The sequence below is a fragment of the Streptomyces sp. 5K101 genome, from assembly GCF_046506645.1.
In the GTDB taxonomy this organism is placed as follows: Bacteria; Actinomycetota; Actinomycetes; order Streptomycetales; family Streptomycetaceae; genus Streptomyces.
In genome coordinates, this window is the sequence record NZ_JBKFFO010000013.1 from 165,242 (window position 1) to 190,824 (window position 25,583).

General features: G+C 73.0%; 23 protein-coding genes and 4 tRNA genes. 9 read left to right on the forward strand and 18 right to left on the reverse strand.

Annotated features, from left to right (window positions below; genetic code table 11):
- Positions 1-20 precede the first annotated feature (20 nt).
- From ACLB9X_RS24575 to ACLB9X_RS24590, 4 genes are all read left to right on the forward strand, one after another.
- Positions 21-94: transfer RNA gene (locus ACLB9X_RS24575), tRNA-Cys, on the forward strand.
- 1 nt (position 95) lies between these two features.
- Positions 96-167 (forward strand) — tRNA-Val (locus ACLB9X_RS24580).
- 20 nt (positions 168-187) lie between these two features.
- A tRNA-Val gene (locus ACLB9X_RS24585) sits at positions 188-259 on the forward strand.
- A 39-nt stretch (positions 260-298) separates the two neighbouring features.
- Positions 299-373: transfer RNA gene (locus tag ACLB9X_RS24590), tRNA-Val, on the forward strand.
- Between the two features lie 207 nt (positions 374-580).
- Here the strand turns inward: ACLB9X_RS24590 and ACLB9X_RS24595 are convergent.
- The 4 genes from ACLB9X_RS24595 to ACLB9X_RS24610 all read right to left on the reverse strand — a co-directional run bounded on the left by ACLB9X_RS24595 (position 581) and on the right by ACLB9X_RS24610 (position 2,966).
- Entirely contained in the window at positions 581-871 is a 291-nt protein-coding gene (locus tag ACLB9X_RS24595; protein ID WP_177153633.1) for a zf-TFIIB domain-containing protein, read from the reverse strand.
- Between the two features lie 67 nt (positions 872-938).
- On the reverse strand, positions 939-1,937 hold the full coding sequence (locus tag ACLB9X_RS24600; RefSeq protein ID WP_410362552.1) for a phosphotransferase: 999 nt from the start codon (positions 1,935-1,937) through the stop codon (positions 939-941).
- A 394-nt stretch (positions 1,938-2,331) separates the two neighbouring features.
- Entirely contained in the window at positions 2,332-2,514 is a 183-nt protein-coding gene (locus ACLB9X_RS24605; protein WP_410362553.1) for a hypothetical protein, read from the reverse strand.
- 188 nt (positions 2,515-2,702) lie between these two features.
- Entirely contained in the window at positions 2,703-2,966 is a 264-nt protein-coding gene (locus ACLB9X_RS24610) for a hypothetical protein (RefSeq protein ID WP_410362554.1), read from the reverse strand.
- A gap of 228 nt (positions 2,967-3,194) precedes the next feature.
- Here ACLB9X_RS24610 and ACLB9X_RS24615 point away from each other — a divergent pair, with 228 nt between their 5' ends.
- A complete protein-coding gene (locus ACLB9X_RS24615; RefSeq protein ID WP_410362555.1) occupies positions 3,195-4,409 on the forward strand; it encodes a protein kinase domain-containing protein in 1,215 nt (404 codons plus the stop codon).
- 1 nt (position 4,410) lies between these two features.
- On the opposite strand, the gene ACLB9X_RS24620 is transcribed toward ACLB9X_RS24615, so the two are convergent.
- From ACLB9X_RS24620 to ACLB9X_RS24660, 9 genes are all read right to left on the reverse strand, one after another.
- Complete coding sequence (locus tag ACLB9X_RS24620) at positions 4,411-5,229, reverse strand: TrmH family RNA methyltransferase (protein ID WP_410362556.1); 819 nt, start codon at positions 5,227-5,229, stop codon at positions 4,411-4,413.
- A gap of 64 nt (positions 5,230-5,293) precedes the next feature.
- Complete coding sequence (cobA, locus tag ACLB9X_RS24625; RefSeq protein WP_410362557.1) at positions 5,294-6,529, reverse strand: uroporphyrinogen-III C-methyltransferase; 1,236 nt, start codon at positions 6,527-6,529, stop codon at positions 5,294-5,296.
- Positions 6,530-6,891: 362 nt separating this feature from the next.
- Positions 6,892-10,635 carry a nicotinate-nucleotide--dimethylbenzimidazole phosphoribosyltransferase gene (gene cobT, locus ACLB9X_RS24630; protein WP_410362558.1) on the reverse strand — a complete coding sequence of 1,248 codons (3,744 nt, stop codon included), beginning with the start codon at positions 10,633-10,635 and terminating at the stop codon, positions 6,892-6,894.
- A gap of 362 nt (positions 10,636-10,997) precedes the next feature.
- Positions 10,998-12,230 (reverse strand): precorrin-6y C5,15-methyltransferase (decarboxylating) subunit CbiE, encoded by a 1,233-nt coding sequence (gene cbiE, locus ACLB9X_RS24635; RefSeq protein ID WP_410362559.1) that lies wholly within the window; start codon positions 12,228-12,230, stop codon positions 10,998-11,000.
- 251 nt (positions 12,231-12,481) lie between these two features.
- A complete protein-coding gene (locus ACLB9X_RS24640) occupies positions 12,482-13,111 on the reverse strand; it encodes a GNAT family N-acetyltransferase (RefSeq protein ID WP_410362560.1) in 630 nt (209 codons plus the stop codon).
- Positions 13,112-13,363: 252 nt separating this feature from the next.
- A complete protein-coding gene (locus ACLB9X_RS24645) occupies positions 13,364-14,224 on the reverse strand; it encodes a MetQ/NlpA family ABC transporter substrate-binding protein (protein ID WP_410362561.1) in 861 nt (286 codons plus the stop codon).
- A gap of 75 nt (positions 14,225-14,299) precedes the next feature.
- Positions 14,300-14,971: a methionine ABC transporter permease gene (locus ACLB9X_RS24650; protein ID WP_410362562.1), complete on the reverse strand. Its 672-nt coding sequence runs from the start codon at positions 14,969-14,971 to the stop codon at positions 14,300-14,302.
- The gene (locus tag ACLB9X_RS24655; protein WP_410362563.1) at positions 14,968-16,029 is read right to left on the reverse strand and encodes a methionine ABC transporter ATP-binding protein; all 1,062 of its coding nucleotides are present in this window, start codon (positions 16,027-16,029) and stop codon (positions 14,968-14,970) included. The genes ACLB9X_RS24650 and ACLB9X_RS24655 overlap by 4 nt, the downstream gene beginning before the upstream one ends.
- Positions 16,030-16,413: 384 nt before the next feature.
- Entirely contained in the window at positions 16,414-17,061 is a 648-nt protein-coding gene (locus tag ACLB9X_RS24660; RefSeq protein ID WP_410362564.1) for an HAD-IA family hydrolase, read from the reverse strand.
- Positions 17,062-17,146: 85 nt separating this feature from the next.
- Here ACLB9X_RS24660 and ACLB9X_RS24665 point away from each other — a divergent pair, with 85 nt between their 5' ends.
- Positions 17,147-17,506, forward strand: coding sequence for a hypothetical protein (locus ACLB9X_RS24665; protein WP_410362565.1), 360 nt, complete (start codon positions 17,147-17,149; stop codon positions 17,504-17,506).
- A gap of 2 nt (positions 17,507-17,508) precedes the next feature.
- Positions 17,509-17,937 carry a hypothetical protein gene (locus tag ACLB9X_RS24670; RefSeq protein ID WP_410362566.1) on the forward strand — a complete coding sequence of 143 codons (429 nt, stop codon included), beginning with the start codon at positions 17,509-17,511 and terminating at the stop codon, positions 17,935-17,937.
- Here ACLB9X_RS24670 and ACLB9X_RS24675 read toward each other — a convergent pair.
- The 3 genes from ACLB9X_RS24675 to ACLB9X_RS24685 all read right to left on the reverse strand — a co-directional run bounded on the left by ACLB9X_RS24675 (position 17,934) and on the right by ACLB9X_RS24685 (position 20,441).
- Positions 17,934-18,437, reverse strand: coding sequence for a GNAT family N-acetyltransferase (locus ACLB9X_RS24675; RefSeq protein ID WP_410362567.1), 504 nt, complete (start codon positions 18,435-18,437; stop codon positions 17,934-17,936). The genes ACLB9X_RS24670 and ACLB9X_RS24675 overlap by 4 nt on opposite strands.
- 36 nt (positions 18,438-18,473) lie before the next feature.
- Entirely contained in the window at positions 18,474-19,019 is a 546-nt protein-coding gene (locus tag ACLB9X_RS24680) for a sigma-70 family RNA polymerase sigma factor (protein ID WP_410362568.1), read from the reverse strand.
- 270 nt (positions 19,020-19,289) lie between these two features.
- Positions 19,290-20,441, reverse strand: a complete 1,152-nt coding sequence (locus tag ACLB9X_RS24685; RefSeq protein WP_410362569.1) for a glycerophosphodiester phosphodiesterase — start codon at positions 20,439-20,441, stop codon at positions 19,290-19,292.
- A gap of 247 nt (positions 20,442-20,688) precedes the next feature.
- Here ACLB9X_RS24685 and ACLB9X_RS24690 point away from each other — a divergent pair, with 247 nt between their 5' ends.
- Entirely contained in the window at positions 20,689-21,360 is a 672-nt protein-coding gene (locus tag ACLB9X_RS24690) for a lysophospholipid acyltransferase family protein (RefSeq protein WP_365991265.1), read from the forward strand.
- A 431-nt stretch (positions 21,361-21,791) separates the two neighbouring features.
- Here the strand turns inward: ACLB9X_RS24690 and ACLB9X_RS24695 are convergent, their stop codons facing one another.
- On the reverse strand, positions 21,792-23,336 hold the full coding sequence (locus ACLB9X_RS24695; RefSeq protein WP_410362570.1) for an MFS transporter: 1,545 nt from the start codon (positions 23,334-23,336) through the stop codon (positions 21,792-21,794).
- Entirely contained in the window at positions 23,333-23,884 is a 552-nt protein-coding gene (locus ACLB9X_RS24700) for a TetR/AcrR family transcriptional regulator (protein WP_410362571.1), read from the reverse strand. Before ACLB9X_RS24700 ends, ACLB9X_RS24695 begins: the two co-directional genes overlap by 4 nt.
- 402 nt (positions 23,885-24,286) lie before the next feature.
- Here ACLB9X_RS24700 and ACLB9X_RS24705 point away from each other — a divergent pair, with 402 nt between their 5' ends.
- Positions 24,287-25,534, forward strand: a complete 1,248-nt coding sequence (locus tag ACLB9X_RS24705; RefSeq protein WP_410362572.1) for a glycosyltransferase — start codon at positions 24,287-24,289, stop codon at positions 25,532-25,534.
- The last annotated feature ends 49 nt before the right edge of the window (positions 25,535-25,583 follow it).

Consider the following 25,583-nt stretch of genomic DNA (forward strand, 5'->3'; position numbering starts at 1 on the left):
TCCCGACCCCCCACACTCCGGGTGGAGTGGCCGAGAGGCGAGGCAACGGCCTGCAAAGCCGTCTACACGGGTTCAAATCCCGTCTCCACCTCCATGGACGATTAGCTCAGCGGGAGAGCGCTTCCCTGACACGGAAGAGGTCACTGGTTCAATCCCAGTATCGTCCACTGGTCCGCAAGGATCCCCCGCGCGATTAGCTCAGCGGGAGAGCGCTTCCCTGACACGGAAGAGGTCACTGGTTCAATCCCAGTATCGCGCACGCAGCACCTCGCAGTACGCCGCAGCAGTGCGGCGACCTGCGCGATTAGCTCAGCGGGAGAGCGCTTCCCTGACACGGAAGAGGTCACTGGTTCAATCCCAGTATCGCGCACCATCGACAAGCCCCCGGCCGTCTCGACGGCCGGGGGCTTCGTCGTGCGCGGGGCGCGTCGTGCCGTGCCGGGGCCCGTCCGGCCGCCGGGCCGGGGTCCACGCAGGAACGACCGGGCCGGCGGGCGGGGCTGTGGTCAGCCGCGCGGAGGCACCCCTTTCGGGGCGCCCTTCAGGACGACCGGGCACCCTTCAGGACGACCGGCGCCTTTCAGGACGAGAAGAGCATCCGGCCGAAGCTGCGCTGGCGGTAGTGCCCACCGTGGTGGCCGCCGTGGTGCGGGGCTCCCCAGGCCGGTGCGGCCGGGGCGGGAGCGGCCGGGTACGCCTGCGGGGCCGGCGGCGGGGGCGGCGCCTGCTGCACCCACTGGGACTCGAGCCGGGTCAGCGACTCCAGCTCGCCGTAGTCGAGGAATATCCCGCGGCAGCCGCTGCACTGCTCGATCTGGACCCCGTTGCGGTTGTACGTGTGCATCGCTGCATGGCACTTGGGACACTGCATCGTCTGCTCTGCCTCTCGCCGTTCGGTCGACGTCGCCGGATGCATGCCCGGCGACGAGGACTTCACCCTACGACGCGGAGGCGCACCCCAACTCGGGTGGGAGTGTGCCGATTCGGGCACAGGTGTCGATCACCGCGCCTTCCACGTCGTCCGGTTGCCGGCCCTCCGCGGCGGATTTCGCGAGGGCTAGCGCGGCGGTCTGCACGGTGAGCGCCCGGGCGGGGACGTCGAGTTGGGGCCACGGATCGTCGCAGTCGGACGGGACCGCCGGACCGTGCGCGGCCGTGTACGCGCCGAGGAACCGCTGCCAGATAGGCGGGGGCAGGAGGCCGGCCGCGTACCAGGCCGCGGGGCGGGCCAGGTCCCAGGCGGGGTCGCCGAGGCCGAGGTCGTCGATGTCGATGAGCAGCCAGGGGCCGTCGGGGACGGGATGGCGCACGAGCTGGCCGAGGTGCAGGTCGCCGTGGCAGAGGGTGCGGGGGCGGTGGTCCGGCGCGGCCGGGGCCGCTCCCCTGGCCCATGCGGGGAGGCTCTCCCAGGCGCGCCGGACCACGGGTGCGGCGGGGTGGTCGGCCGCGGCGGCCTCCATGCGCGCCATCGCGGCCGCGGCCTTGGCGGGGCCGCGCATGGGTGGCAGCGGGCCGGGAAGGCCGACGGTCCCGACACGGTGCAGGCGGGCCAGGAGGACGCCCGCCTCCTCCCAGGGCGCGGCGTCGGGGTCGGCGGGGTCGACGGGGACGCCGTAGGGCCAGGCGGTGACGGGGCGAGTCTGCGGCAGTGTGCCTGCTGGAGGGGGCAGCGGCGGCAGGAGGATGTCCGCCAGCGCCGGGTGGGCGGCCAGGGTGAGTCGGGCGCGGTGGGCGACGGGGTCGGTCTCGGGCGCGTGCGCCTTGGCGACGGCCCTGCCGTGCCGTACCACGGTGCCGTCGGGCCGGTCGGCGAGCGTCTCACCGTCCCTGGGGGCGCCTGCGGCGCCGCAGGCCGGGCAGGGGGCGCCGCCAGGGGTGGCGAGGTGGGCGGCGTCACGGGCGACGGTGGCCAGGATGCGGACGAGTGGGGCGGTCACGTCGTGGAGCGTAATCGGGCCGGGCCGCTGCTCGGGGCCACCGGCCAGGCGGTCGTGGACGACACCCGCGTCCCGGCAATCGGGGCTCCGGCACCCGCGAGCGTGGGGGCCCAGCGCCTCCGGCACCGGCGCGCTTGGCTCCGCCCTTCGGCCGAAGGCGTGTTCGGGACGTGCGGCGTCGTGCCGTGGGGCAGGGCAGGTGAGGGAAGCCGGGGGCGTACGCGGCCCGAACGGAAGCGTGAAACCGTGCTCCCACCCGCCCAGGGCATGCGCGATGGCCGGTCAGCTCCCCAGCTGACCGGCCAAACGCTGCCGTCCGCCGCACCCCCGTCCCCACGGGGTTGTTGGCCGGATGTCCCCGACCCGGACCGCTCTTCCGGGCCCGGGGCGCTCCTCAGCGCCCCAGCATCACGCCCACGGACGACGCCTGTGCGACCACCGCTTCCCAGCCGCCGAAGACGACCACCAGCAGTGCCGCGAGGGGAAGGACCATGGCCGTCGCCACCAGCGGGTGACGCGTCCCGGAGGGGCGGACGCCGAGCTCGGCGTAGGCCTTGCGCGATGCCGTGTCCGCCATGGTCCCTCTCCTGTCGTGGTTGGCAGCGGCGGGTGTCTGACCTCGGAGGACGAGTGCTGCACCCGCCGCTTGACCTCAACACTAGGGAAACGACGGGGCCCGGACGTCATGCCCGCGTACCGATTGCCGGGCCTCCCCGAGGATGAGCCGCCCCCCGGTGATGTACTCCCCTGGGTGGAGACGCGGACCTACGACTTGGGGTCTTCCCGGAGGGGACGCTCCCGATCGGCGCCGTCGTCGCGCGGGACCGGCTGCTCGACCAGCGCCAGCACCCGGTTGGCCATGAAGCGCGCCGTGCGCACGACCGTGCCCGATCTGGTGACTTCGCTCACTTCCACCACCCCTCTGCGCACCGCCGTCTCCACCCGGCGGCCCGCCCGGCTTGCCACCACTTCGTACGTACGGGTCGTGTCTCCCGCGTCCACGACGATTTCCACCCGGTCGCCCTTCATCGATCCAATCCCCCTTCTGCGTCGAACCGTTGAGTTGGCGCACGGGTCAGCGGCGGCGGATCCGGCCGCCCCTGACCACTCCTCAAGTTTCCCACCGGGCACTGACAAGATCCGGGCGCGAGGGCGCGGCCTATGAGCGCACCGGCGCGGCGGTACGTAAGCTGTGGCACGTCAAACGGACGACCGGGCAGCGGGGTGGGGCCTCCCACCGTAGGTAGGGGACGGACAATGGCGATGATGCGGCTCCGGCGCGAGGACCCGCGTGTCGTCGGCTCGTTCAGGCTTCACCGGCGGCTCGGCGCGGGCGGCATGGGTGTCGTCTATCTGGGGTCCGACCGCCGCGGCCAGCGGGTCGCGCTGAAGGTGATCCGGCCGGATCTCGCGGAGGACCAGGAGTTCCGGTCGCGGTTCGCCCGGGAGGTCTCGGCGGCGCGGCGCATCCGCGGCGGCTGCACGGCCCGGCTGGTGGCCGCGGACCTGGAGGCGGACCGCCCGTGGTTCGCCACGCAGTACGTCCCCGGCCCGTCCCTGCACGACAAGGTGGCCGATGAGGGCCCGTTGCGGGCCGCCGACGTCGCCGCGGTCGGGGCGGCGCTCTCGGAGGGCCTCGTCGCGGTCCACGAGGCCGGCGTGGTCCACCGTGACCTGAAGCCGTCGAACATCCTGCTGTCGCCCAAGGGGCCCCGGATCATCGACTTCGGCATCGCCTGGGCCACCGGCGCGAGCACCCTCACGCACGTCGGCACGGCGGTGGGCTCCCCCGGCTTCCTGGCGCCCGAGCAGGTGCGCGGTGCCGTGGTCACGCCCGCCACGGACGTCTTCGCGCTGGGTGCGACCCTCGCGTACGCGGCGATGGGCGACTCGCCCTTCGGGCACGGCAGTTCCGAGGTGATGCTGTACCGCGTCGTGCACGAGGAGCCGCAGCTGCACGGCGTGCCCGACGCACTGGCTCCGCTGGTGGCCGCGTGCCTGGAGAAGGATCCCGAGGAACGGCCGAGCACGCTGCAGCTGTCGATGCGCCTCAAGGAGATCGCCGCCAGGGAGGCGCAGGGCCTGCACGACGCCCGGCCGCCCATGCAGCGGGAGCGGGTCGAGATCGACCGGCCGACCGCGCGCTATACCGAGCGCACGGAGCGAGCCGAGCGGACGGAGCGGACCGAGCGCATGGAACGGCGTACGGGCGGCTCGTCGGCGCAGCGGCCGCAGCCGCCGTCCCGTACGGGTGGCGGCTCCAGGCCGCCTCAGGGCCGCACCACCGGGCGCGGCACGGCCCGTACGAACGACCGGACGAACGGTCGTCGCAGCGGGACGCGGCCGGGAGTGCGCACGACGTCGGCCGGCCGGCGGCCCGCCAATCCGCGGCTGCTGCGGCAGCGCATCGTCGTCTTCTTCGTGGTGACGCTGATCGTGGCGCTGGGCATCGCCGCCGCGCAGCAGCTGTAGGTCAGGCTCCGGGGCGCCCGGTCGCCACCGCGTAGAAGGCGACTGCGGCCGCCGCGCCCACGTTGAGCGAGTCGACGCCGTGCGCCATGGGGATGCGCACCCACTCGTCAGCGGCCCGCAACGCCTTGGCCGACAGGCCCTCGCCCTCGGCGCCCAGCATGAGGGCGACCCGCTCCAGCCGGTGCGGGGCCGCCTCGTCGATGGAGGACGCCTTCTCGTCGGGAGTGAGCGCGAGCAGCGTGAACCCGGCCTCGCGGACCGTTTCGAGGCCCTTCGGCCAGCTGTCGAGGCGGGCGTAGGGGACCGAGAAGACCGCGCCCATGGACACCTTCACGGACCGCCGGTAGAGCGGGTCCGCGCAGTCCGGGGAGAGGAGCACGGCGTTCATGCCGAGGGCCGCGGCGCTGCGGAAGATGGCGCCGATGTTGGTGTGGTCGTTGACCGACTCCATGACGGCCACCCTGCGGGCCTCGCCGAGCAGGTCCGCGGCCGTCGGCAGGGGCTTGCGCTGCATGGAGGCGAGCGCGCCCCGGTGCACGTGGTAGCCGGTGACCCGTTCGGCCAGGCCCGGGTCGATGGCGTACACGGGCGCGGGGACCTCGTCGATGACGTCGCGCATGACGTCGACCCACTTGGCGGACAGCAGCATCGACCGCATCTCGTAGCCCGCCTGCCGGGCTCTGCGGATCACCTTCTCGCCCTCGGCGATGAACAGCCCCTCGGCGGGCTCGCGCCGGCGCCGCAGTTCGACGTCGGTCAGGCCCGTGTAGTCGGCCAGGCGCGGGTCATCGGGGTCGTCGACGGTGATGAGTTCAGCCACGGGGTGATACTGCCTTCTCGGTGGTGCGGTGCCAACGGCTCGCGCGGACTTCTGTTACCGCTGGTTACTTGATCGGCGGGACACCGACGCCGACGCCGACGACGTCGCCGATGACGATGACGGCAGGCGGGCGCACCTCGTTCGCCCGCACGGCCTCGCCGACCGTGGCGAGCGTCGCGTCGACCCGGCGCTGGGCGGCGGTCGTGCCCTCCTGCACCAGGGCGACCGGCGTCTCGGCCGCCTTGCCGTGGGCGATGAGCGCCTGGGCGATGGCACCGATCTTGTCGACGCCCATGAGGATCACGAGGGTGCCGGTCAGCTTGGCCAGGGACTGCCAGTCGACCAGCGACCGCGGGTCGTCGGGCGCGACGTGCCCGCTGACGACGGTGAACTCGTGGGCGACGCCCCGGTGGGTGACCGGGATGCCCGCCGCCGACGGCACCGAGATCGAGCTGGAGATGCCGGGCACGACCGTGCACGGGATGCCGGCCTCGGCGAGGGCCTGCGCCTCCTCCATGCCGCGCCCGAAGACGAACGGGTCACCGCCCTTGAGCCGTACGACGGACTTGCCGGCCTTCGCGTGCTCGATGAGCGCGTTGTTGATGGCCTCCTGGGCCATGAAGCGGCCGTACGGGATCTTGGCCGCGTCGATCACCTCGACGTGCGGCGGGAGCTCGTCGAGCAGGTCGCGCGGCCCGAGGCGGTCGGCGATGACGACGTCGGCGTCGGCGAGCAGACGCCGGCCGCGCACCGTGATCAGGTCCGGGTCGCCGGGGCCGCCGCCGACGAGGGCGACGAACGGGGCGCGGGTGCGACGGTGGGGCGCGGCGATGCTGCCGTCGCGCAGGCCCTCGACGATGGCGTCGCGCACGGCCGCCGAACGGCGCGGGTCGCGGCCGGTGAGCACGGCGACGGTGACGCCCTCGCTGCGGCCGGTGGCCGGGGTCCAGGCGGTGGCGGCCTCGGCGTCGTCGCTGCGGACGCACCAGGTCTTGGTGCGCTCGGCCTCGGCGGAGGCGCGGGCGTTGGCCTCGGGGTCGCTGGTGGCGACGAGGGCGTACCAGGCGTCGGCGATGTCCCCCTCCTCGTAGCGCCGCCGCGTCCAGGTGATCTCGCCGGACTCGGCCATCGCCTCGACGGACGGGGTCGCGGAGGGCGAGACCAGTGTGACGTCGGCGCCGGCCGCGACGAGGGCCGGGAGACGACGCTGGGCGACCTGGCCGCCGCCGATGACGACGACACGCCGCCCGGTCAGGCGCAGTCCGACGGGGTAGGCGGGATGCTCGGCGGGCTCGGGCATGGCGGTGCGGCTCCTCGTGCGGGTGGTGCGTGTACGGGGCCGCTGCGGCGGTGAAGCGGCTGGTGGGGGCGCTGCTGGCACCAGGGTACGGTTCCGCGGCCCGGTGCCGTAGCCGGCCCCGGAGCGCGCGTGGCCCTGGTGCGTCCTGCCGGTCCGGGGCCGGGTGCCGGTGGCCGTCCTACCGGTCCCGGGCCGGGGTTGGCTCGGTCCCGGCCGTCCGGGCAGGGGTGGGGCTCGTTCTCGGGCCACGGGCCGTGGCCCGTCCTGCCGGTCCCGGTCCCGGGTCACGGGCCCGGCTCGGCCGGCTGTGTGCCGGTGCCGGGCGTCCCGCGAAGATCCGCGGGGCGCCCGGGCGGGGTGCGCTACTTCTCCGTGACGCCGGCCGAGTCGAACGTGGCGACCTCGTGCATCGCGCGTGCCGCGCTCTGCACGACGGGGAGCGCCAGCAGCGCGCCCGTCCCCTCGCCGAGGCGGAGGTCGAGGTCGACGAGCGGGCGCAGGCCCAGCTTGTTGAGCGCGGCCACGTGGCCCGGCTCGGCGCTGCGGTGTCCGGCGATGCACGCGGCCAGCGCCTCGGGGGCGATGGCCCGGGCGACCAGGGCCGCCGCGCCGGTGCTGACGCCGTCGAGGACGACCGGCGTGCGCAACGACGCGCCGCCGAGGATGAGACCGACGAGTGCGCAGTGCTCCAGGCCGCCCACGGCCGACAGCACGCCGATGGGGTCGGCGGGGTCGGGCCGGTGGAGTTCGAGCGCGCGGCGCACGACGTCGACCTTGCGGGCGTGCATCTCGTCGTTGATGCCGGTGCCGCGGCCGGTGATCTCCGCCGGGTCGGCGCCCGTGTAGACGGCGATGACGGCCGCGGACGCGGTCGTGTTGGCGATGCCCATCTCACCGGTCAGCAGCGCCTTGTTGCCGGCCGCCACCAGGTCGCGGGCCGTCTCGATGCCCACTTCGATCGCCGCGACCACCTCGTCGCGGGTCAACGCGGGGCCCGTGGTGAAGTCGGCCGTACCGGGCCGGACCTTGCGCGGCAGCAGACCCGGGGTGGCGGGCAGGTCGGAGGCGACGCCCACGTCGATCACGCAGACCTCGGCGCCGACCTGGGTCGCGAAGGCGTTGCAGACCGCTCCCCCGCCCAGGAAGTTGGCGACCATCTGGCCGGTGACCTCCTGCGGCCAGGCCGTGACGCCCTGGGCGTGCACGCCGTGGTCGCCCGCGAAGATCGCGACCGCCGCAGGCTCCGGGATCGGGGGCGGGCACATCCGGGACAGGCCGCTGAGCTGCGCGGAGATGATCTCCAGCATGCCGAGCGCGCCGGCCGGCTTGGTCATCCGCTTCTGACGCTCCCACGCCTCGCCGAGCGCCTTGGCGTCCAGCGGGCGGATGGTGGTGACGGTCTCCTGGAGCAGGTCGTGCGGCTCCTCCCCGGGCAGCGCACGACGGCCGTACGTCTCCTCGTGGACGACCCACGACAGCGGACGGCGCTTGGACCAACCCGCCTGCATCAGCTCGGGCTCGTCGGGGAACTCGTCGACGTAGCCCACGCAGAGGTACGCGACGACTTCGAGGTGCTCGGGCAGTCCGAGCGTGCGGACCATTTCGCGCTCGTCGAAGAAGGAGACCCAGCCGACGCCGAGGCCCTCGGCGCGCGCGGCGAGCCACAGGTTCTCGACGGCGAGGGCCGAGGAGTAGGGCGCCATCTGCGGCTGCGTGTGGCGGCCCAGGGTGTGGCGGCCGCCGCGGGTGGGGTCGGCGGTGACGACGATGTTCACCGGGGTGTCGAGGATGGCCTCGATCTTCAGTTCCTTGAACTGCTTGGCCCGGCCCTTGGGCAGCGACTTGGCGTACGCCTCGCGCTGACGCTGCGCCAGTTCGTGCATGGTGCGGCGGGTCTCGGCCGAGCGGATGACGACGAAGTCCCAGGGCTGGGAGTGGCCGACGCTCGGCGCGGTGTGCGCGGCTTCGAGGACGCGGAGCAGGACCTCGTGCGGGATGGGGTCGCTGCGGAAGCCGTTGCGGATGTCGCGGCGTTCACGCATGACACGCAGGACGGCCTCGCGCTCGGCGTCGTCGTAGCCGGGCGCGGGAGCGGTCACGGCGTCGGCCTCGGGCTCGGCGGGCTCGTCCTCAGGGGCGGTGGACTCGGCGGCGACGGGCTCGACGGGAGGCTCGGCGGCGACGGGTTCGACGGTGTCGGGCTCGGCGGTGTCGGGCTCGGCATCGCCTTCGGCGGCGACGGGCTCGGCGGCGATGGGCTGGGTCTCCTGGGTCTCGGCGCTCTCCGGCGCGGGGGTGTCCGCGGGCGCGGGCGCGTGCTCCGGCGCGGCCTCGGCCGCGATCTCCTGAGCGGTTTCGGAAGCGGCCTCCGCGACGGCCTCGGTGGCGGCCTCGGGGGACGCTTCGGCCGAGGAGTCCGCCGGCTCGGGGGACGCCTCGGCCTCGTGTGCGGCCACCGGCTCGGCCTGCGCCGCCGGTGCGTGGGCACCGGCCACCGGCTCGGCCTCCGCCGTCGGCTCCGGCGCGACGACGGGCTCGTGCCCAGCCGGTTCGGCGGGCTGAGCGGCCTCGGCCTGCTGCGTCGCCGGCTCGTCCGTGACGGCGTCCCCCGCCGGCTCCGCGCCCTCGGCGGGGCCGGCCTCCGCGGGGATCACCGTCGCCGCCTCCGCGGTGTCCGCGGGCTGCTGCGGCTCGGATCCGCCGGCCCGCGGGGCGGGCACGGTGGCCTCCTGCGCGCTCGCGTTCACGGCTTCGTCGCTGGCTTCGGCAGTCCCCGCACCGGCGACAGCCTCCGTGGGCACCGACTCGGCGCCCGCTTCGGGGGCGACCGTTTCCGCCGGTGCGGCCGGAGCCTGGTGCGCCTGCTCCTGGGGCGGCTGCGGGTCCCAAGGGGCGCCGGCCTGCGGCGGGATGTCCGCGAGCTGCGGACCCGCAAGCCCGGCAGCGGCCTCCTCGCGCGGGACGTCGAGGTACTCCACACCCGTCGCGGCGGACTGCGCCGGGGCGGGCCGTACGACCATCGGGTGCGGCGGGGTCCCCGCGGGTCCCCGGTCGGCGAGCGAGCGCACCACGCCGCTGTTGGGCTCGGGCACCGGCGGTCCCATGTGGAGCGGGCGGCGCGCGGGCGGCGGAGTCGGCATGGCGGAGGTGGCGGCCGCGGGCAGCCGTACGGCTCCCAGGTCGACGGAGCCGGAGTCCCGGCCGCCGGCCTCGTGGGCGCCGGTCTCGTGCGGCGCCTGCCGCGCGGCGGCTGCGTGCTCCGGCGCGGACGCGGCGACGGCCGCCTGCGGAGCGGCGTGGGCGGCCTCCCCGGCCGGGGCGTCGACCATGACGGCGGCGTGGGCCTCGGCACCGAGCGGAGCGGCGTGGGCGGCCGCGGAAACGGGGTCGCCCGGCGCCACGCCGGGGACGACGGACATGGTGCCCTGGACCTGCGCCAACGGCTCCTGCTGCAGGGCCTCCTGGGACACCTGCTGCGACGGGACGCCGGACAGCGGAGCGCCCTGGGCCCCGGGCGCGTGGACGTCCTGTGCGGGGGCGTCCTGCGCGTGAACGGGCGCGGGCTGCTGGGCGTCGACCTCCTGGAACGCGGGCTGCTCCGGCTCCTGCTGCGCCTGGGGGTCGTGCGGCTGCGCCTGGTGCGCGTACGCGGCGGCGTCGGCCACCGGCGCGGGGGCGACCTCGACGAACTCCGGCGCGGGCGCCGGCTCGGTCACCGCCTCCTGCCCGACGGGCTGCGGTGCCCCGGGCGCGGCCGGGTACTCATGCGTGCCGTAACCGCCCGCCTGGTACTCCACCTGGTACTCGCCGCTTCCGTGCTGCGGAACGGCGCCCTGACGGCCCATCGGTTGAACGGAGACGGGCGCCGCCGCGTACTGGTCGGCGGCGGGTGCTCCGTGTGCCTGCGGCGCCTGCGCCATCGGCATGTGCTGCGGGTCGCTCCAGGCTCCCTGGGCTCCCGGCATCAGCAGGAGGTCGTCCTCTTCGGAGGCGTGCTCGGAGGGTTCGAGGTAGGTGTACGCGCCGGGGGCGGGGACGCCCGGCTGCTCCACCATGCCTGCGTTCTCCGGCAGCCCCTCGCCCGGGATCTGGCCGGTGTCAGTCATGCGTTCCCCTCGCCCATCGGTTTGCTCCTTCGCCCATCGCCGGGACGTCCGACCGGCACACCTGACGCCCGTGAACAACAACGAGCGTGTGCGCCGCGCGGCACGATCGACCCCGGACCCAAGCATTGTCGCCGTCGTTCGCCACCACGGCAGTAAGATCCGCCACGGTCCGCTGTGGGCTGCGCCACGTCGCGCGCCCCCCCGGTACCGACGTACCACAAACAGGAGCCAAAGTGACTCCCTTTTCCGGACATTGACGAACGATTCGACGAACGCCCGGCTGCGGTACGACGATCGTCCAGCCTACCCCCCACCGTCCGCGGCAGGAGGCGTGGGCCGGGGTTCGCCCGGAGCGGCCGGGTCTACGCGCGGGGCTCCGGGTGGCGGCCGCAGAGCAGGAAGACGACGGTGCGTTCGCGCTCCGTCCAGTCGGCGGTGTCCAGTTCGACGGCCTGGAGCAGTGCGCACTCGACGTCGTAGCCCCCGGCCGCCAGGGCCGCGCCGATCGCCTCCGCCTCGTCGCGGGTGGAGGCGTGGGTGACGATGCGCTGGGGCCTGCGGTCGGCGACGGCGGTGACGACGGGCACTCCTCCGCCGCCGATGCGTACGACGTCCGGTTCCGGCAGCCGTTCCAGTACGTGCGGGGCCCGTCCCTGGACGACCTGGAGCTGGACGCCGAGACGCCGTGCCTCGGTCACGCTGCGGCGGCAGGCGTCCGGGTCGGCGTCGACCGCGATGACCGCGGCGCCGAAGCGGGCGGCCTCGGCCGCGAGTGCGCCACCGCCGGAGCCGATGTCCCAGACGAGGTCGCCGACGCGGGGGCCGAGGCGGGCCAGCTGAGCGGCGCGCAGTCCCGCGTACTCGCCCTCGCCGGCCGGCGGTGCCTGCGGGTCGGCGGGCGGCAGGGCCCAGCCGCGCAGCTCGGGGGGATAGCCCGGTTCATGCCCGGCAATCCAGCCGGAACCGTTGCCGGAGGCGGCGGTGAGGCTGCCGGCGCCGCCGATGACGATGACGACGTTGGGGTCGCGCCACACGAGGTCGGCGACCTTGTCGGAGGTGAGGACGGTGACCTGTTCGCGGGTGGTGCCGAGCTCCTCGCAGATCACGAAGGTGCGGTGGACCCCGTCCAGGAGAAGGGCGAGTTCGGCGGGGCCCGCGCCCGGGGATGTGAGGACGGCGACCTTGGGGTGGGCCCGGCACACGTTGACGGCGCGGCGCAGTGTGCGGCGGTGGGCGACGACGATCCGGGCGTCGTCCCACGGCATGCCGGCCCGGGCGAAGGCGGTGGCGACGGACGAGACGGCGGGGACGACCTCGACCTCCAGGCCGTGCTCGGGTGCGCGCAGCGTGCGGACGACGCCGAAGAACCCGGGGTCGCCGTCGGCGAGGACGACCGCGCTGCCGCGGTGGCCGGCGATGCGCCGGGCGGCGAGGTCGACGCTGCCGAGGCGGATGCGTTCGGCGCGGAGCGGTACTTCGGGCAGGGCCAGGTGGTGGGCGGCGCCGGCGACCAGGGTCGCGGCCGACAGCGCGGACCTGGCCGCCTGGGTGAGCGGCGAGCCGTCCCAGCCGATCACCGTGACCCGGTCGGCCATCTCGTCAGTCTCCTGGAGTTGTTGCAGGTCGGGGATGCTTCCGCGGATGCGCGACGCCTTGTGGGGTCGCCTCGTGAGAGTACCCGGAGCGGTGCGCGGGCGATGAGGGTGTGTCCCCGTGTCCGGGCCGGCGGTCGGGTCCGGCGGCTTCGGCTTCCCGTCGGCCGGGCTCGCCTCCGGAGGGCGCGCCTCCGTTCCAGCCGGTCAGGCTCGGTTCCAACCGGCCGGCCTCGGCTTCACGCCCGCCGGCCTCAGTTCCAGTCGGTGTAGGAGGCGTAGCCCGCTTCGGTCATGCGGTCGGCCTCCAGGTCCTCGGGGAGCAGGCTCCACACGATCAGGTCGGTGCGGACGTCCGTCCAGCCGCCGTCGTCCGTCTGGGTGCGCACTATCCAGGCGTTGCGCAGGACGCCTTCGCTGATGCAGCCGATCTTCTGGGCGACCTGCTGGGAGGCGGTGTTGTCGGCGGCCGTGCGCAGTTCCATGCGCTCGAACCTCTGGTTGCGGAAGAGCCACTGGGCGACGGCGAGGACGGATTCGGTGGCGTAGCCCTCGCCCCGGGCCCAGGGCGCCGTGACGTAGGCGACCTCGGTGGCGAGCGTGCGCCAGTCGGTGTTCCGCAGGTGGACCGTGCCGACGAGCCGCTGGGTGAGGAACTCGGTGACGGCGAGGACGATGCCCCGGCCCGTGGTGCGCTCGGCAGGAGCGATCCTGCGCACCCAGTCCTGCGCGTCCTGTGCGGTGTACGGGTGGGGCACCGACGTCCAGGCCGTGGTCAGCTCGTCGTTCATCATCTCGGTGAAAGCCGGGATGTCGGCGTCCTCGAAGGGGCGCAGCACCAACCGCTCCGTGCTGATGGACACGTCCGGGAAGGTGTGAGTCATGCACTGCTCCATGCCGGGACCGTCGAAAGGGTCGTTGCCGTGTGGGCGTCGTAGTCGTAAAGGCACAGCATGCAACATCGGCTGCCTGCTGTGCATGGCCGGGTGCAGGCTTACGGGGTCGTGGATGACCGAGCCAGGAGGCGTTGGTGGTGGCTCCCGGTGGTGGGTTTCCACGGGGCTTGGCGGGTGCGACGCGGCCCCGCGCACCTTGGTAGGCGCCCGGGGCCGACGTCAAGGGGCGTGCTGCGGTGACTACTTGACCGTGCCGGAGGCGGCGACGACGGAGCCCTGGTAGGTGTCCTCGATGAACTTCTTCACCTCGGGCGAGTTCAGGAGCTTCGCGAGCTTCTGCACGCGCGGGTCGTCCTGGTTGCCGTCCTTGACGGCGAGGAAGTTGGCGTATGGGTTGCCCTCGGCCTTCTCCAGCACCAGGGAGTCCGAGGCAGGCTTGAGGTCGGCCTCGATGGCGTAGTTGCCGTTGATGACGGCGGCGTCGACGTCGTTCAGGGCGCGGGGCAGTGTGGCGGCCTCCAGCTCCTTGAACTTCAGTCCCTTGGCGTCCTCGATGTCGGAGAGCTTGGCGTCGTTGCCGGCGCCGTCCTTGAGGGTGATCAGGCCGTTGTCGGCGAGCAGCCTCAGCGCGCGGCCCTCGTTGGTGGTGTCGTTGGGGACGGCGACGGTCTGGCCGGCCTTGATGTCCTTGATGTCCTTGGCCTTCTTGGAGTAGAGGCCGAGGGGCTCGAGGTGGACGTCGACGACGGGGACGACGGTCGTCTTGTTCTTCTTGTTGAAGTCGTCCAGGTACGGCTTGTGCTGGAAGTAGTTGGCGTCGACCTGGCCCTGCTGGGTGGCGGTGTTCGGCAGTACGTAGTCCGTGAACTCCTTGACCTCCAGCGTGAGGCCCTCCTTGGCCGCGAGCTTGTCCTTGACGAAGTTCAGGATGTCGGCGTGCGGCGTCGGGGACGCGGCGACGACGAGGGCCTCGGACGCGTCGGCCTTGGCACCGGACTCCGTCTTGGCGCCCGGGTCGGAGGCCGTGCCGCAGGCGGTGAGGCCGAGGGCGAGGGCGGCGGTGGCGGCGGCAGCCGCGGTGAGCTTGATGTTCTTACGCACGAAAAGTGCCTCTTTCTGATGGGTGGAACAACGCCCGGACAAGGAGTGCGGGCTGTGTGGGTGGACGTCCGCGGCTCAGCCCGTGGTGTGTCCGCGCCGGGCCAGCAGCCGGACGACTCCGTCGCCGACGAGCTGCACGACGGTCACGATCGCGATCAGGATCACGACGGTGACGAGCATGAACTGGGTCTCGAAGCGCTGGAACCCGTAGGTGACGGCCTTGGAGCCGAGACCTTCGCCGCCGACCGCTCCGGCCATCGCCGAGTAGCCGACGAGGACGATCACGGTGGTGGTGACGGCCGCGACCAGGGAGGGCAGCGCCTGCGGGAGCAGCACCTTGCGGACGATGGTGGGGACCGAGCCGCCCATCGACTGGACGGCCTCGACGAGCCCGTGGTCGACCTCCCGGATCGCCGTCTCGACGAGCCGGGCGAAGAAGGGGATGGCTCCGACGGCGAGCGGCACGATCATCGCGGTGGGGCCGATGAAGGTGCCGACGACCAGGGTGGTGAAGGGGATCAGCGCGATCAGCAGGATGATGAACGGCAGCGAGCGGCCGATGTTCACGATCACGCCGACGACCTTGTTCACCGGAGTGTTCTGGAGCAGTCCGCCCTTGTCGGTGAGGACGAGCAGCACGCCGAGCGGGAGTCCGCCGGCGACGGTGACGAGGGTGGACCACAGCACCATGTAGAGCGTGTCGAGCGTGCCCTGGGTGAGCAGGGGCTGCATCTCGGACCAGGTCACTTCGCAACCTCCTCGACCAGTGCGGGGGCCTGGGCCGGGACGGCCGCGGCGGTGTCCGCGTCGACGACGTCGACCTGGAGGCCCTGTTCGCGCAGGAAGCCGACGGGCACGACGTTGTCCTCGTAGCGGCCGGGGAGTTCGATGCGCATCCGGCCGATCTGCTTGCCGCCGACGGTGTCCATGGCGGCGCCGAGGATCGAGATGTCGACGTTGTACGTGCGCGAGAGCTGGGAGATCACCGGCTGGGTGGCGGCCTCGCCGTGGAAGGTGACGTCGACGACGGTCCGGTCGGGGCCGGAGGCGTCGCCGCTCAAAGGGAACAGTTCGTGGGCGAGCTCGGAGCCGGGGGTCGCGAGCAGTTCGCTCACCGTGCCGGATTCGATGATCTTCCCCTTCTTCATCAGGGCGGCGGAGTCGCAGATGGTCTTGACGACGTCCATCTCGTGCGTGATGAGCAGCACCGTCAGTCCGAGGTGCCGGCCCAGGTCGCGCAGCAGCTGGAGGATCGACCGGGTCGTCTCGGGGTCCAGGGCGCTGGTCGCCTCGTCGGAGAGCAGCACCTTGGGGTCGCCGGCGAGGGCGCGGGCGATGCCGACGCGCTGCTTCTGTCCGCCGGAGAGCTGACCGGGGTACGCCTTGGCCTTGTCGGCGAGGCCGACGAGGTCGAGGAGTTCGAGCGCCTTGCGGGAACGCTCGGCGCCGGACACGCCGAGGATCTCCAGGGGCAGTTCGACGTTGTCCTTGACGGTGCGCGAGGACAGCAGATTGAAGTGCTGGAAGACCATGCCGATACGGCTGCGGGCCGCGCGCAGCTCCTTCGACGCGCGCGGGCCTCGGCCGGCGAGCGCGGTGAGGTCCTGGCCGTCGACGGTCACGGTGCCCGAGGTGGGTCGTTCGAGGAGGTTGACGCAGCGGATGAGTGAGGACTTTCCGGCGCCGCTGCGGCCGATGACGCCGAAGACCTCGCCCTCGCGGACGTGCAGGTCGACGCCGTCCAGAGCGGTGACGTCGCGGCCACGCGACGAGTAGACCTTGGTCAGGCCCTTGGTGGTGATCACAGGGTTTCCGTCACTGTCGAGTGCGCGGCGCGGTGTCCGCCGGGCACGGGGCATTCGGTTCAGACAGTTCTCCGCACCACGGCCTCCTCGGCTGGTGGCCGGGGGCAAGGCGTGCGCGGGGCAGGCTCGGTCCGGGGCGTTCTCCGTGGCTGCGGGGACGATCGGACGCGGCGCGGCTGTCGGTCTCGCTTCGGGGCGCGAGGCGCTCAGGGACCCTCAGAAGGCGCACATTCGACGCATACAACGAGCACCGGGCGTCGTGATCGCCTCGGTCGCAAGGGTGCGGCTGCTCGTCGTGGTCATGGCTGCAAGTAAAGCAGACACGTGCCTGAAGAAATCGGTGGTGTCCGCTATACGGACACCACCGACACATAATGTGGACGCTTACGCTCCGGTCCGGATCGTCACGCCGGCCGCCGTCACCTGCACGGACACCGCCGACAGGTCGGGGACGACCGTGTCGGCGACGAGCTCGTCGGCACGGTGCGTTGTGGTCAAGGCCACGGTGCGCATGCCGGCGGCACGCCCGGCGGCCAGCCCGGCCGGGGCGTCCTCGAAGACGACACAGCGCGCCGGGTCCACGCCGAGGCGCCGGGCCGCGAGCAGGTAGGGCTCCGGGTCGGGCTTGCCGCGGGTGACGTCGTCGGCGGCGACGGTCGTCTTGGCCGTGATGCCGGCCTCGTCGAGCCGCGCCTCGGCGAGCCGTCGGGTGGCCGAGGTGACGACGGCCCACCGCTCGGGCGGCAGCTGGGCGAGGAGCGCGAGCGTACCGGGCAGCGCGACCACCGACCCGGCGACGTCCTCGACCTCCAGGGCCTCGATACGGGCGACCGCCGCCGGCACCAGGTCGGCGGGCAGCAGGTCGGCGGCTATCTCGGCTGCGGTGCGGCCGTGCAGCCCGACGCGGGCGAAGTCCTCCGCCGTGATTCCGTACTCGTGCGCCCACGTGGTCCAGCAGCGGTCGACCGACTCCAGGGACGAGACGAGGGTTCCGTCGTTGTCGAACAGCAGGGCTTCGGCGTGGATCTCCATGGCCACGACCCTGGGTCCCGGTCCCGGGCGCCTCGGGCCGGGGTCGCGCGCGGGCCGCGCCTCACGCCGTAATACGCTCGAGCCCATGCTCGACGCCCTGACGGTCGCGGTCGCCGTGACCGCGCTCGCCCTAGCCTCCTGGTGCGGCTTCGCCGCGTACCGCGATCAGCCGACCAAGGACTGGCACTTCATCGGCATGGCCGTGGTGTCCGTCCTCACGCTCGCGCAGCTGGTCGTCGGAATCGTGCAGCTGGCGCGGGGGGAGAAGGCCGACGAGGGCACGGCCATCTTCCTGGCGTATCTGATCGGATCCGCGCTCGCGGTGCCCGCCGCCGGGTTCCTGTCGCTGGCGGAGCGCACCCGCTGGGGTTCGGCGACGGTGGCGGCGGGCGCCGTCGTGCTCGCCGTCCTCGAAGTACGGCTCCACGACATCTGGGGAGGCTGACGATGGCGGCGCCCACGACGGAGACCGAACGGACCCGGCTGGTGCAGGGCCCGGGGCTGCTGCTGGTGTGGCTGTACGGGGTGATGTCCGTCGGCGCCGTGTCGCGGTCCGCCTACCAGATCCTGACCGACTTCGGCAGTGCGCCGCTGGCGCATGTGCTGTCCGCCGTCGCCGCCGTGGTGTACGCGTTCATCACGTACACCCTGGTGCGCGGCGGGGAGACGGCCCGCAGGGCGGCGCTGGTGTGCTGCGCCGCCGAGCTCGCGGGTGTGCTGATCGTGGGGACCTGGACGCTGGCGGAGCCGTCCGCGTTCCCCGACTCGACGGTGTGGTCCGAGTACGGGATGGGCTACCTCTTCATCCCGGTGCTGTTGCCGGTGACGGGCATGCTCTGGCTGCGCCGTGCGCGCAGCCAGAGCGCGGCCGCCTAGGCGCTGGCGGCGTAGGCGGCCGGCGTCGGCGCCTTCTCCAGCGTGACGAGCGTCAGGCGCGGGCCGATCTGTTCGGTGGAGACCGGCACGTATCCGCGGCTGCGGTACAGGCGCAGGTTGCTCTCGCTGCGGTGGCCGGTGAAGAGCTGGAAGCGCTTGATGTCCGGATCACCGGCGAAACGGGCCTCGATGGCGTCGAGGAGCCGGCCGCCGAGACCGTGACGCTGCATCCGGGGGTGCACGATGAGCTTCGCGATCCTGGCCGTGCCGGACTCGTCGACCCGGGCGCGCACGGAGGCGACCACTTCGTCGCCGAGCCTGGCCACCAGCGCGTGGCCCTGGGAGATCTCGTCCCGCAAGCCGGCGAGGCTCTGCGTCAGGGGCTCGATGCCGTAGTCGCCGTAGAGCTCGGCCTCGGTCTGGTAGCACAGGTACTGGAGTTTGAGGATGTGCTCCGCATCGTGCTCACCCGCCGCTGAGATGGTCACGCTCATGCCCATGTGCGCATGCCTCCCGCTCACCTGTCCGCCGGTTGTCTACCGCTCCTTTCCCCGATGTTCAGGAGCTGCAACCTCTGCCGCGAGCATTCTGCGCAGACATCCCAGGCAACGGGAACGCATCGGCCCCAGACTCCCCTGTGAGATTCCCAACGTCCCTGCGATTTCCCGGTAGGTGGGGTCCTTCGGGGACAACATCGCGGTCAGCAGCCGGGGGCAGTTCCCCGGGGTGCGCGCGACGGCGGCGCGCAACGCGCGTCGGCGTTCCGCGCGCAGGGCGGCGCGCTCGGGGCCGCCGGACGGGTCGGCGGCGGGGCCGTCGGCGGGTTCGTGACAGTACGGCAGCTCCCGGGCGGCCGTGCGGCGGGCGCGGCGGGCCTCGGCACGGACCGCGGCCTTGACCCAGCGGGCGGCGTCCGGCGGCGGTCCGTCGTCGTCGAGCCGCTCCAGCAGCCGTACCCAGACGGCCTGTTCGAGATCGCCCGCCTCCAGGGCGGTGCCGGGCGCCTCCGCGGTGGCCTCGGCGCTGACGAGCGGGCCGAGGACGCTGACGACATGGGCGGGGGTTTCGTCGCGAACGGTCATGCCCGGCCTGACGTCCGCCCGCGGACGCGCGGTTTCGGGGAGCGGGCGGCATCACCCGTACGGGGCGGCCACCTGGGGCCGCGGCCGCCGGGCACCGGCGATCGGCCGTCAACGGGCGACGGTCGTCCGCCGCCGCGGCAATCGGGCGGGGGTGGAAGCGAAAGCGCGGGTACGACGGAAAGGACCCGGCAGCCCGTGACGGGCGACCGGGTCCGCGGGGTCCGGGTGTGGCGTGACCGGACCCCGCCGGCGTGACCGGCTGACCGTGCGTCAGCCGGTGAAGTCCGCCGCCGCGAGCAGGCCCGTGTCCGGATTGTCGGTGAAGATGCCGTCGATCCCGGTCGCCAGGTACGCCTTGTACGCGCCGAAGACGTCCCCGTAGGCGTTGGGGTCGGTGCCACGGCGGAAGTCGGCGGGCAGGAAGCTGTTCTCGTTGCGCATCGTGTACGGGTGCACCACCAGGCCCTTGGCGTGCGCGTCACGCACGAGCGTCGTGGGCTTGGTCAGGCGGCCGTTCGCGTCCTTGGGGATGACGAGGTCGAGCAGGGGGCCGATGCCCTGGGCGAACCCGGCGATCCAGGCCAGCCCCTCGGGCGTGACCAGGTCGGCGACGGTGCGCGGGTCGCCGGACTCCCGGAAGTCCCACGGGCGGTCGTCGGGGGTCCACAGCAGGACGACGCGCGGCGTGCCGACGAGCCCTGCCATGCGCCGCATGCTGGTCGGCTCGAAGGACTGCAGGAACGTCGGCGAGTCCGCACGGTGGCGCCCGTAGCGCCGCAGCAGCCTGGCCAGGCGCTCCTCCAGACCGAGGCCGATGCCGCGGAAGTAGGTGGGGTGCTTGGTCTCGACGTGCAGCCATACCGGGCGGCCCCTGCGTCGGCCCTCGTCCTCGGCCCAGCGCAGGACCTCCTCGAAGGTGGGCACGGTCCAGCGGCCGTCGTAGAGGGTGTTCTCCTGGCGGGTGCCGGGGATGCGCTCCTTGGCGCGGAGCGTCTTCAGCTCGGCGAGCGTGAAGTCCTCGGTGAACCAGCCGGTAATGCTGACGCCGTCGACGGACTTGGTGGTCCTGCGCGAGGCGAACTCGGGGTGCTCGGCGACATCGGTGGTGCCGGTGATGTCGTTCTCGTGACGGCATACGAGATGACCGTCCTTGGTGGGCACCAGGTCCTGCTCGATGACGTGCGCGCCCATGTCGAGGGCGAACTGGTACGCCCCGATGGTGTGCTCGGGCCGGTAGCCGCTGGCACCACGGTGCGCGATCACGGCGGGCACGGGCAGTCCCTTGTACGACGGGCGGCCGCCGGGGCGCTCTCCGGCCTGCGCCGCGCCCGCGCCCGCGCCGACACCAAGAGCGGCCGTACCCAGAACGGCGGCTCCCAGAAGCGTCCGGCGTGCCGGACTGCTGCTCGCACCCTGTGTCATGAAACGTTCCTCCATGTGATGTCCCGCACCTGTCGAGCGTCGCCCGATCGTAGGCAGCCGCCCCTTACCCGCGGCAGACCCTGGGCGAACACCGTGAAAACACGCGTCAACACCGCGTATCTCCTTCGTGAACCCGATGTGCGGTGGGCGCGAGCCGCGAGTATCGTCCTCACCTGCACAGACTCACGCATGCCACGCACCGGATGTACCGGCCATCACCTTCCGTCCCATGACACCGGAGGACCCGTTGTCCCGCTTGACGCTCATCAAGGCAGTGCTCGGGCCGTTCCTGCGCCTGATGTTCCGCCCCCGTGTGGAAGGCGCTGAGAACATTCCCGGAACGGGCCCGGTGATCCTCGCCGGGAACCACCTCACGTTCATCGACTCGATGGTGCTGCCCCTGGTGACCGACCGTCCGGTGTTCTTCATCGGCAAGGACGAGTACGTCACGGGCAAGGGTCTCAAGGGCCGCGCGATGGCGTGGTTCTTCACCGGCGTCGGCATGATCCCGGTGGACCGCGACGGCGCCAACGGCGGTGTCGCCGCGCTGATGACCGGCCGCCGGGTGCTGGAGGAGGGCAAGGTCTTCGGCATCTACCCCGAGGGCACCCGCTCCCCCGACGGCCGTCTGTACCGGGGCCGTACGGGCATCGCGCGCCTGACGCTGATGACGGGCGCGCCGGTGGTCCCCTTCGCGATGATCGGCACGGACAAGCTCCAGCCGGGCGGCGCGGGCCTGCCGCGCCCGGGCCGGGTGACGGTCCGCTTCGGCGAGCCGATGGAGTTCTCGCGCTACGAGGGGATGGACCGCGACCGCTATGTGCTGCGCGCGGTCACGGACTCGGTGATGGCGGAGGTCATGCGGCTGTCGGGCCAGGAGTACGTGGACATGTACGCCACGAAGGCGAAGGCGGCGTAAGCCTGGGGGGCGGTGGCGTGGCCCCTGCGGGGGCTGTTCCCCGCCCCGCCCCTTCCCCTAAACCGGGGCAAGCCCCGGCCCCCGCCCCGCGCTTCGCGCGGTGTCCTCAAAGCCCCCTACGGCCTGGCGGCCGTGGGACCGGACCCCCATCCAGGCCGTAAGGCCCCGGGGCTGGGGTAGCACCCCAACCGGCGCACCGCGCACACCCAACCGCCCGAGGCACCCCCACGGCCGCCAGGCCGTAGGGAGAGTGAGGCCCGGGGCATGTGCAGCGCCCCGAGCGGCGCGCCACGCAGAGCCAACCCCGCCGAGGCACCCCCACGGCCGCCAGGCCGTAGGGGGAGACTGAGGCCGGGGTCCGGGGGCGCAGGCCCCGGTTCGGGAAGGGGTGGGATGGGGTGGGGGAAGCAGCCGCCCGGTGGCACGCGGCGTCAGTGTTCTACGCTCTCCGCCAGCTTCTGGCCCCGCAGCAGGAACCACGCCGCGAGCGACGTCGCCAGGAGCACCGCCGCGCCCACGCCCGCCGCCGCCCGCAGGCCGTCGACGAACGCCTCCTGTGCCGCGGCCACCAGCGCCGCCGCCTCGGCGTGCGGCAGGCCCGCGGCCGCCTCCACCGCGCCGCCCAGTGACTCGTGCGCCGCGGACGCGGTAGCCGCCGGCACCCCGGCCGGGGTGGCGAACCCGCTGTAGACGCCGGTCAGGACGGAGCCGAGCAGGGCGATGCCGAGCGCCGCGCCAAGTTCGTACGCGGTCTCGGACACCGCGGACGCGGCGCCCGCCTGCTCCTTGGGGACACTGGAGAGGATCACGTCGGCGGTGACGGTGAACGAGAAGCCCGCCCCCACGCCGACGACCAGCAGCGCCGCACCCAGCAGCGGATAGCCCGTGGACTGGCCGAGGAACGTCAGTGCGGCCAGCGCGAGGCCGACGGCGGCGAGACCGCCCGCGACCACGGCCCGTACCGAGAAGCGCCGGGCCACGGAGCCCGCGACGAGTCCGGTGGCCACCGCGCCGATCGCGGCGGGCAACTCCGCGAGGCCGGCCTCGAACGGCTGCCTGCCCTGCACCAGTTGCAGGAACTGGGACAGGAAGAACACCAGGCCGGACAGGCCCAGAATGGTCAGCAGGTCGGCCAGGACCGCGCCGGAGAAGCCGCGGTTGCGGAACAGCCGCATGTCGAGCAGCGGTGCGGGCAGCGTCAGCTGCCGGCGTACGAAGCCGTACAGCGCGGCGGCACCGATCACCACGGCCGCGCCCGCGCCCAGGCCCGGCCCGTGGCTCGCCGCCTCCTTGATCGCGTACACGACGCCGACCATGCCGACGAGCGACAGCGCGACACTGGCCAGGTCCCACGGGCCGGCCATCGCGTTCCTGGACTCGGGCAGCAGCTTGACGCCGACGAGGACCAGGACCGCCATCACGGGCAGGTTGATCAGGAAGACGGAGCCCCACCAGAAGTGCTCCAACAGGAAGCCGCCGACCACGGGTCCGACGGCGGCACCGGCCGAGGCCATGGCGCCCCAGATGCCGATGGCGAGACTGCGCTCCTTCGGGTCGTGGAAGATGTTGCGGATCAGCGCCAGCGTGGAGGGCATCAGCGTGGCTCCCGCGACACCGAGCAGCGCCCGGGCGGCGATCATCAGCTCGGGGCTGGTGGCGTACGCGTTGAGCACGGACACCGCGCCGAACGCGACGGCGCCGCCGAGCAGGAGCCGCTTGCGCCCGATGCGGTCGCCGAGGCTGCCCATCGATACGAGGAGTCCAGCGATGACGAACGAGTAGACGTCGCCTATCCACAGGAGCTGGTTGCCGGTCGGTTCGAGGTCCTCGCTCAGGAACGGGGTCGCGAGGCCGAGGACCGTCGCGTCGACCGCCACCAGCAGGACGGCCAGCACCAGGACGGAGAGCGCCAGCCACCGCCCGGGGCGGTACACGGTCTCGTCCGCCCTGGTCGTGGGCCGAATGGTGCTGCTCATGTCCTCACACTCCGTCGGGCTCCGCCGAGCAGCAGCTCGGCGGTCATGTACTGGAAGTCCTTCTTGGCGACGCGGCCGTCCATGACGGCCCACGCGCAGGAGCCGATCAGCGCGTACAGCGCCTCGGTCAGCCATGCGGGCGAGAGGTCGATACGGAACTCACCCAGCTCCTGGCCGCGCCGGAAGAGCGCCGCGACCCGGGCGTCGAGCCGGGACCAGCCCTCGTTGACCTGGTCGCCCTCGAACAGCTGGTTCTCGGTGACCAGGAAGGCCAGCAGATCGGCGGCCGGCTCCATCTCGGCGATCAGTCGCCGCAGCCCGTCACTCGCGTAGCCCTCGTCGAGCCGCGCCCGGTCGAGCGCCGCCTCGAACTCCTGGATGCCCAACGCTTCGAGCGCCCTGACCAGCGCGTCGCGGCCGGCGAAGTGGCGGTGCAGCGTGGCGCGCCCGATGCCGGCGGCCCGGGCGACCTCGTCCATGGTGGCGGTCGACTTCCGGGACAGCAGGGCGGCGGCGGTACGGAGTACCTGTTCACGATCCATGGCCATGAGACGAGCATAACCCAAGTGAGACGTTGATGTCTCATTCCAGGCATGGGCGTCTCACAGGCGGTGTCGTGAGTCCGAGAAGGCAGCCGTGCGACGAGCAGCACGAGTGGAGGCGGCGGACAACCTCGGCGGGGCCGGCAGGAGGAGCCCACCCGGCCGCCGGGCGTCAGCGGCATCGGCCGCGATCGTCGGGCGGCCGTGCCCGCCAGGAGCACGCGGCCGAGCTCCGCGAACAGCGGGGTCGCGGCGGCGAAATCACGGGCGGCAAAAACAAAGGCAAGGAGTCACCCACTCCTTGCCACTCTCAACGTATAGCGCACTGGGGGGCTTGCGGCAAGGCCCTGGTCGTACCGCAGAATCTCCGGCCTGTGCCGGAATCTGCGGAAACGGGGAGTCGCAAGAATGCGTGTGCTGTTGTCGACGTATGGGTCACGCGGGGACGTCGAACCGCTGGTGGGACTCGCCGTGCGGTTGCGGGAACTCGGCGCCGAGGCCCGGGTGTGCGCGCCGCCGGACGAGGACTTCGCGCAGCGGTTGGCCGGTGTCGGCGTACCGCTGGTGCCGGTCGGCCGGTCGGCGCGCGCGCTGACGACCGGCGGACCGCCGCCGACGGCGGCTGATCTCCCGAGGCGTGCGGCCGAGTTGATGGCCAGTCAGTTCGACGTGGTCACCGAGGCGGCCGAGGGATGTGACGTGCTGGTGGCGACCGGCATGATGCCGGCCGCGGCCGGCGCGCTGTCGGTGGCCGAGAAACTGGGCATCCGCTCCGTGTCCGTGACGTTCCAGCAGCTCACCCTGCCGTCGCCGGGCCGGCCGCCGCTGGCGTACCCGGGCCGGCCGCTCCCGCCCGACGTGACCGACAACCGGGTGCTGTGGGACCTGGACGCCCGGAGCATCGACGCACTGTTCGGTGAGGCGCTCAACACCAACCGGGCATCGATCGGCCTGCCCCCGGTGGTCCACGTCCGCGACTACGTCATCGGCGACCGGCCGTGGCTGGCCACGGACCCGACCCTGGACCCGTGGCAGGAGACGCCCGACCTCGACGTCGTGCAGACCGGTGCGTGGATCCTGCCGGACGAACGCCCGCTGCCGGACGAGCTGGTGGCGTTCGTTGAGGCCGGCGAACCACCGGTGTACGTGGGCTTCGGCAGCATGCCCATGCGCGCGTCGGCAAACGCCGCCCAGGTGGCCGTCGCGGCGATCCGCGCGCAGGGCCGCCGCGCACTCGTCGGGCGCGGCTGGGCCGACCTGGCACTGATCGACGACCGGGACGACTGCTTCGCCGTCGGCGAGGTCAACCAGCAGGCGCTGTTCGGACGGGTGACCGCCGTCGTGCACCACGGCGGCGCGGGCACCACGACGACGGCCGCCCGGGCCGGCGCGCCTCAGGTAGTGGTGCCCCAGGCGGCGGACCAGCCGTACTGGGCGGGCCGGGTCGCCGAGTTGGGCATCGGTGTGGCACACGACGGTCCCACGCCGACCTTCGCGTCCCTGTTTGCCGCGCTCGATGCGGCCCTGACCACCGAGACCCGTGCACGAGCGAGGGCCGTGGCCGGCGCCATCCGTACCGACGGGGCGACGGCGGCCGCGCAGCTCCTCGTCGACGCGATCGGCCACGGCCGGAAAGGGCAACCCGTCTCCGCGTGAACCACGAGAGACCGTCGAGCCGACCACCGGAACACGAGACGCCTTGCCG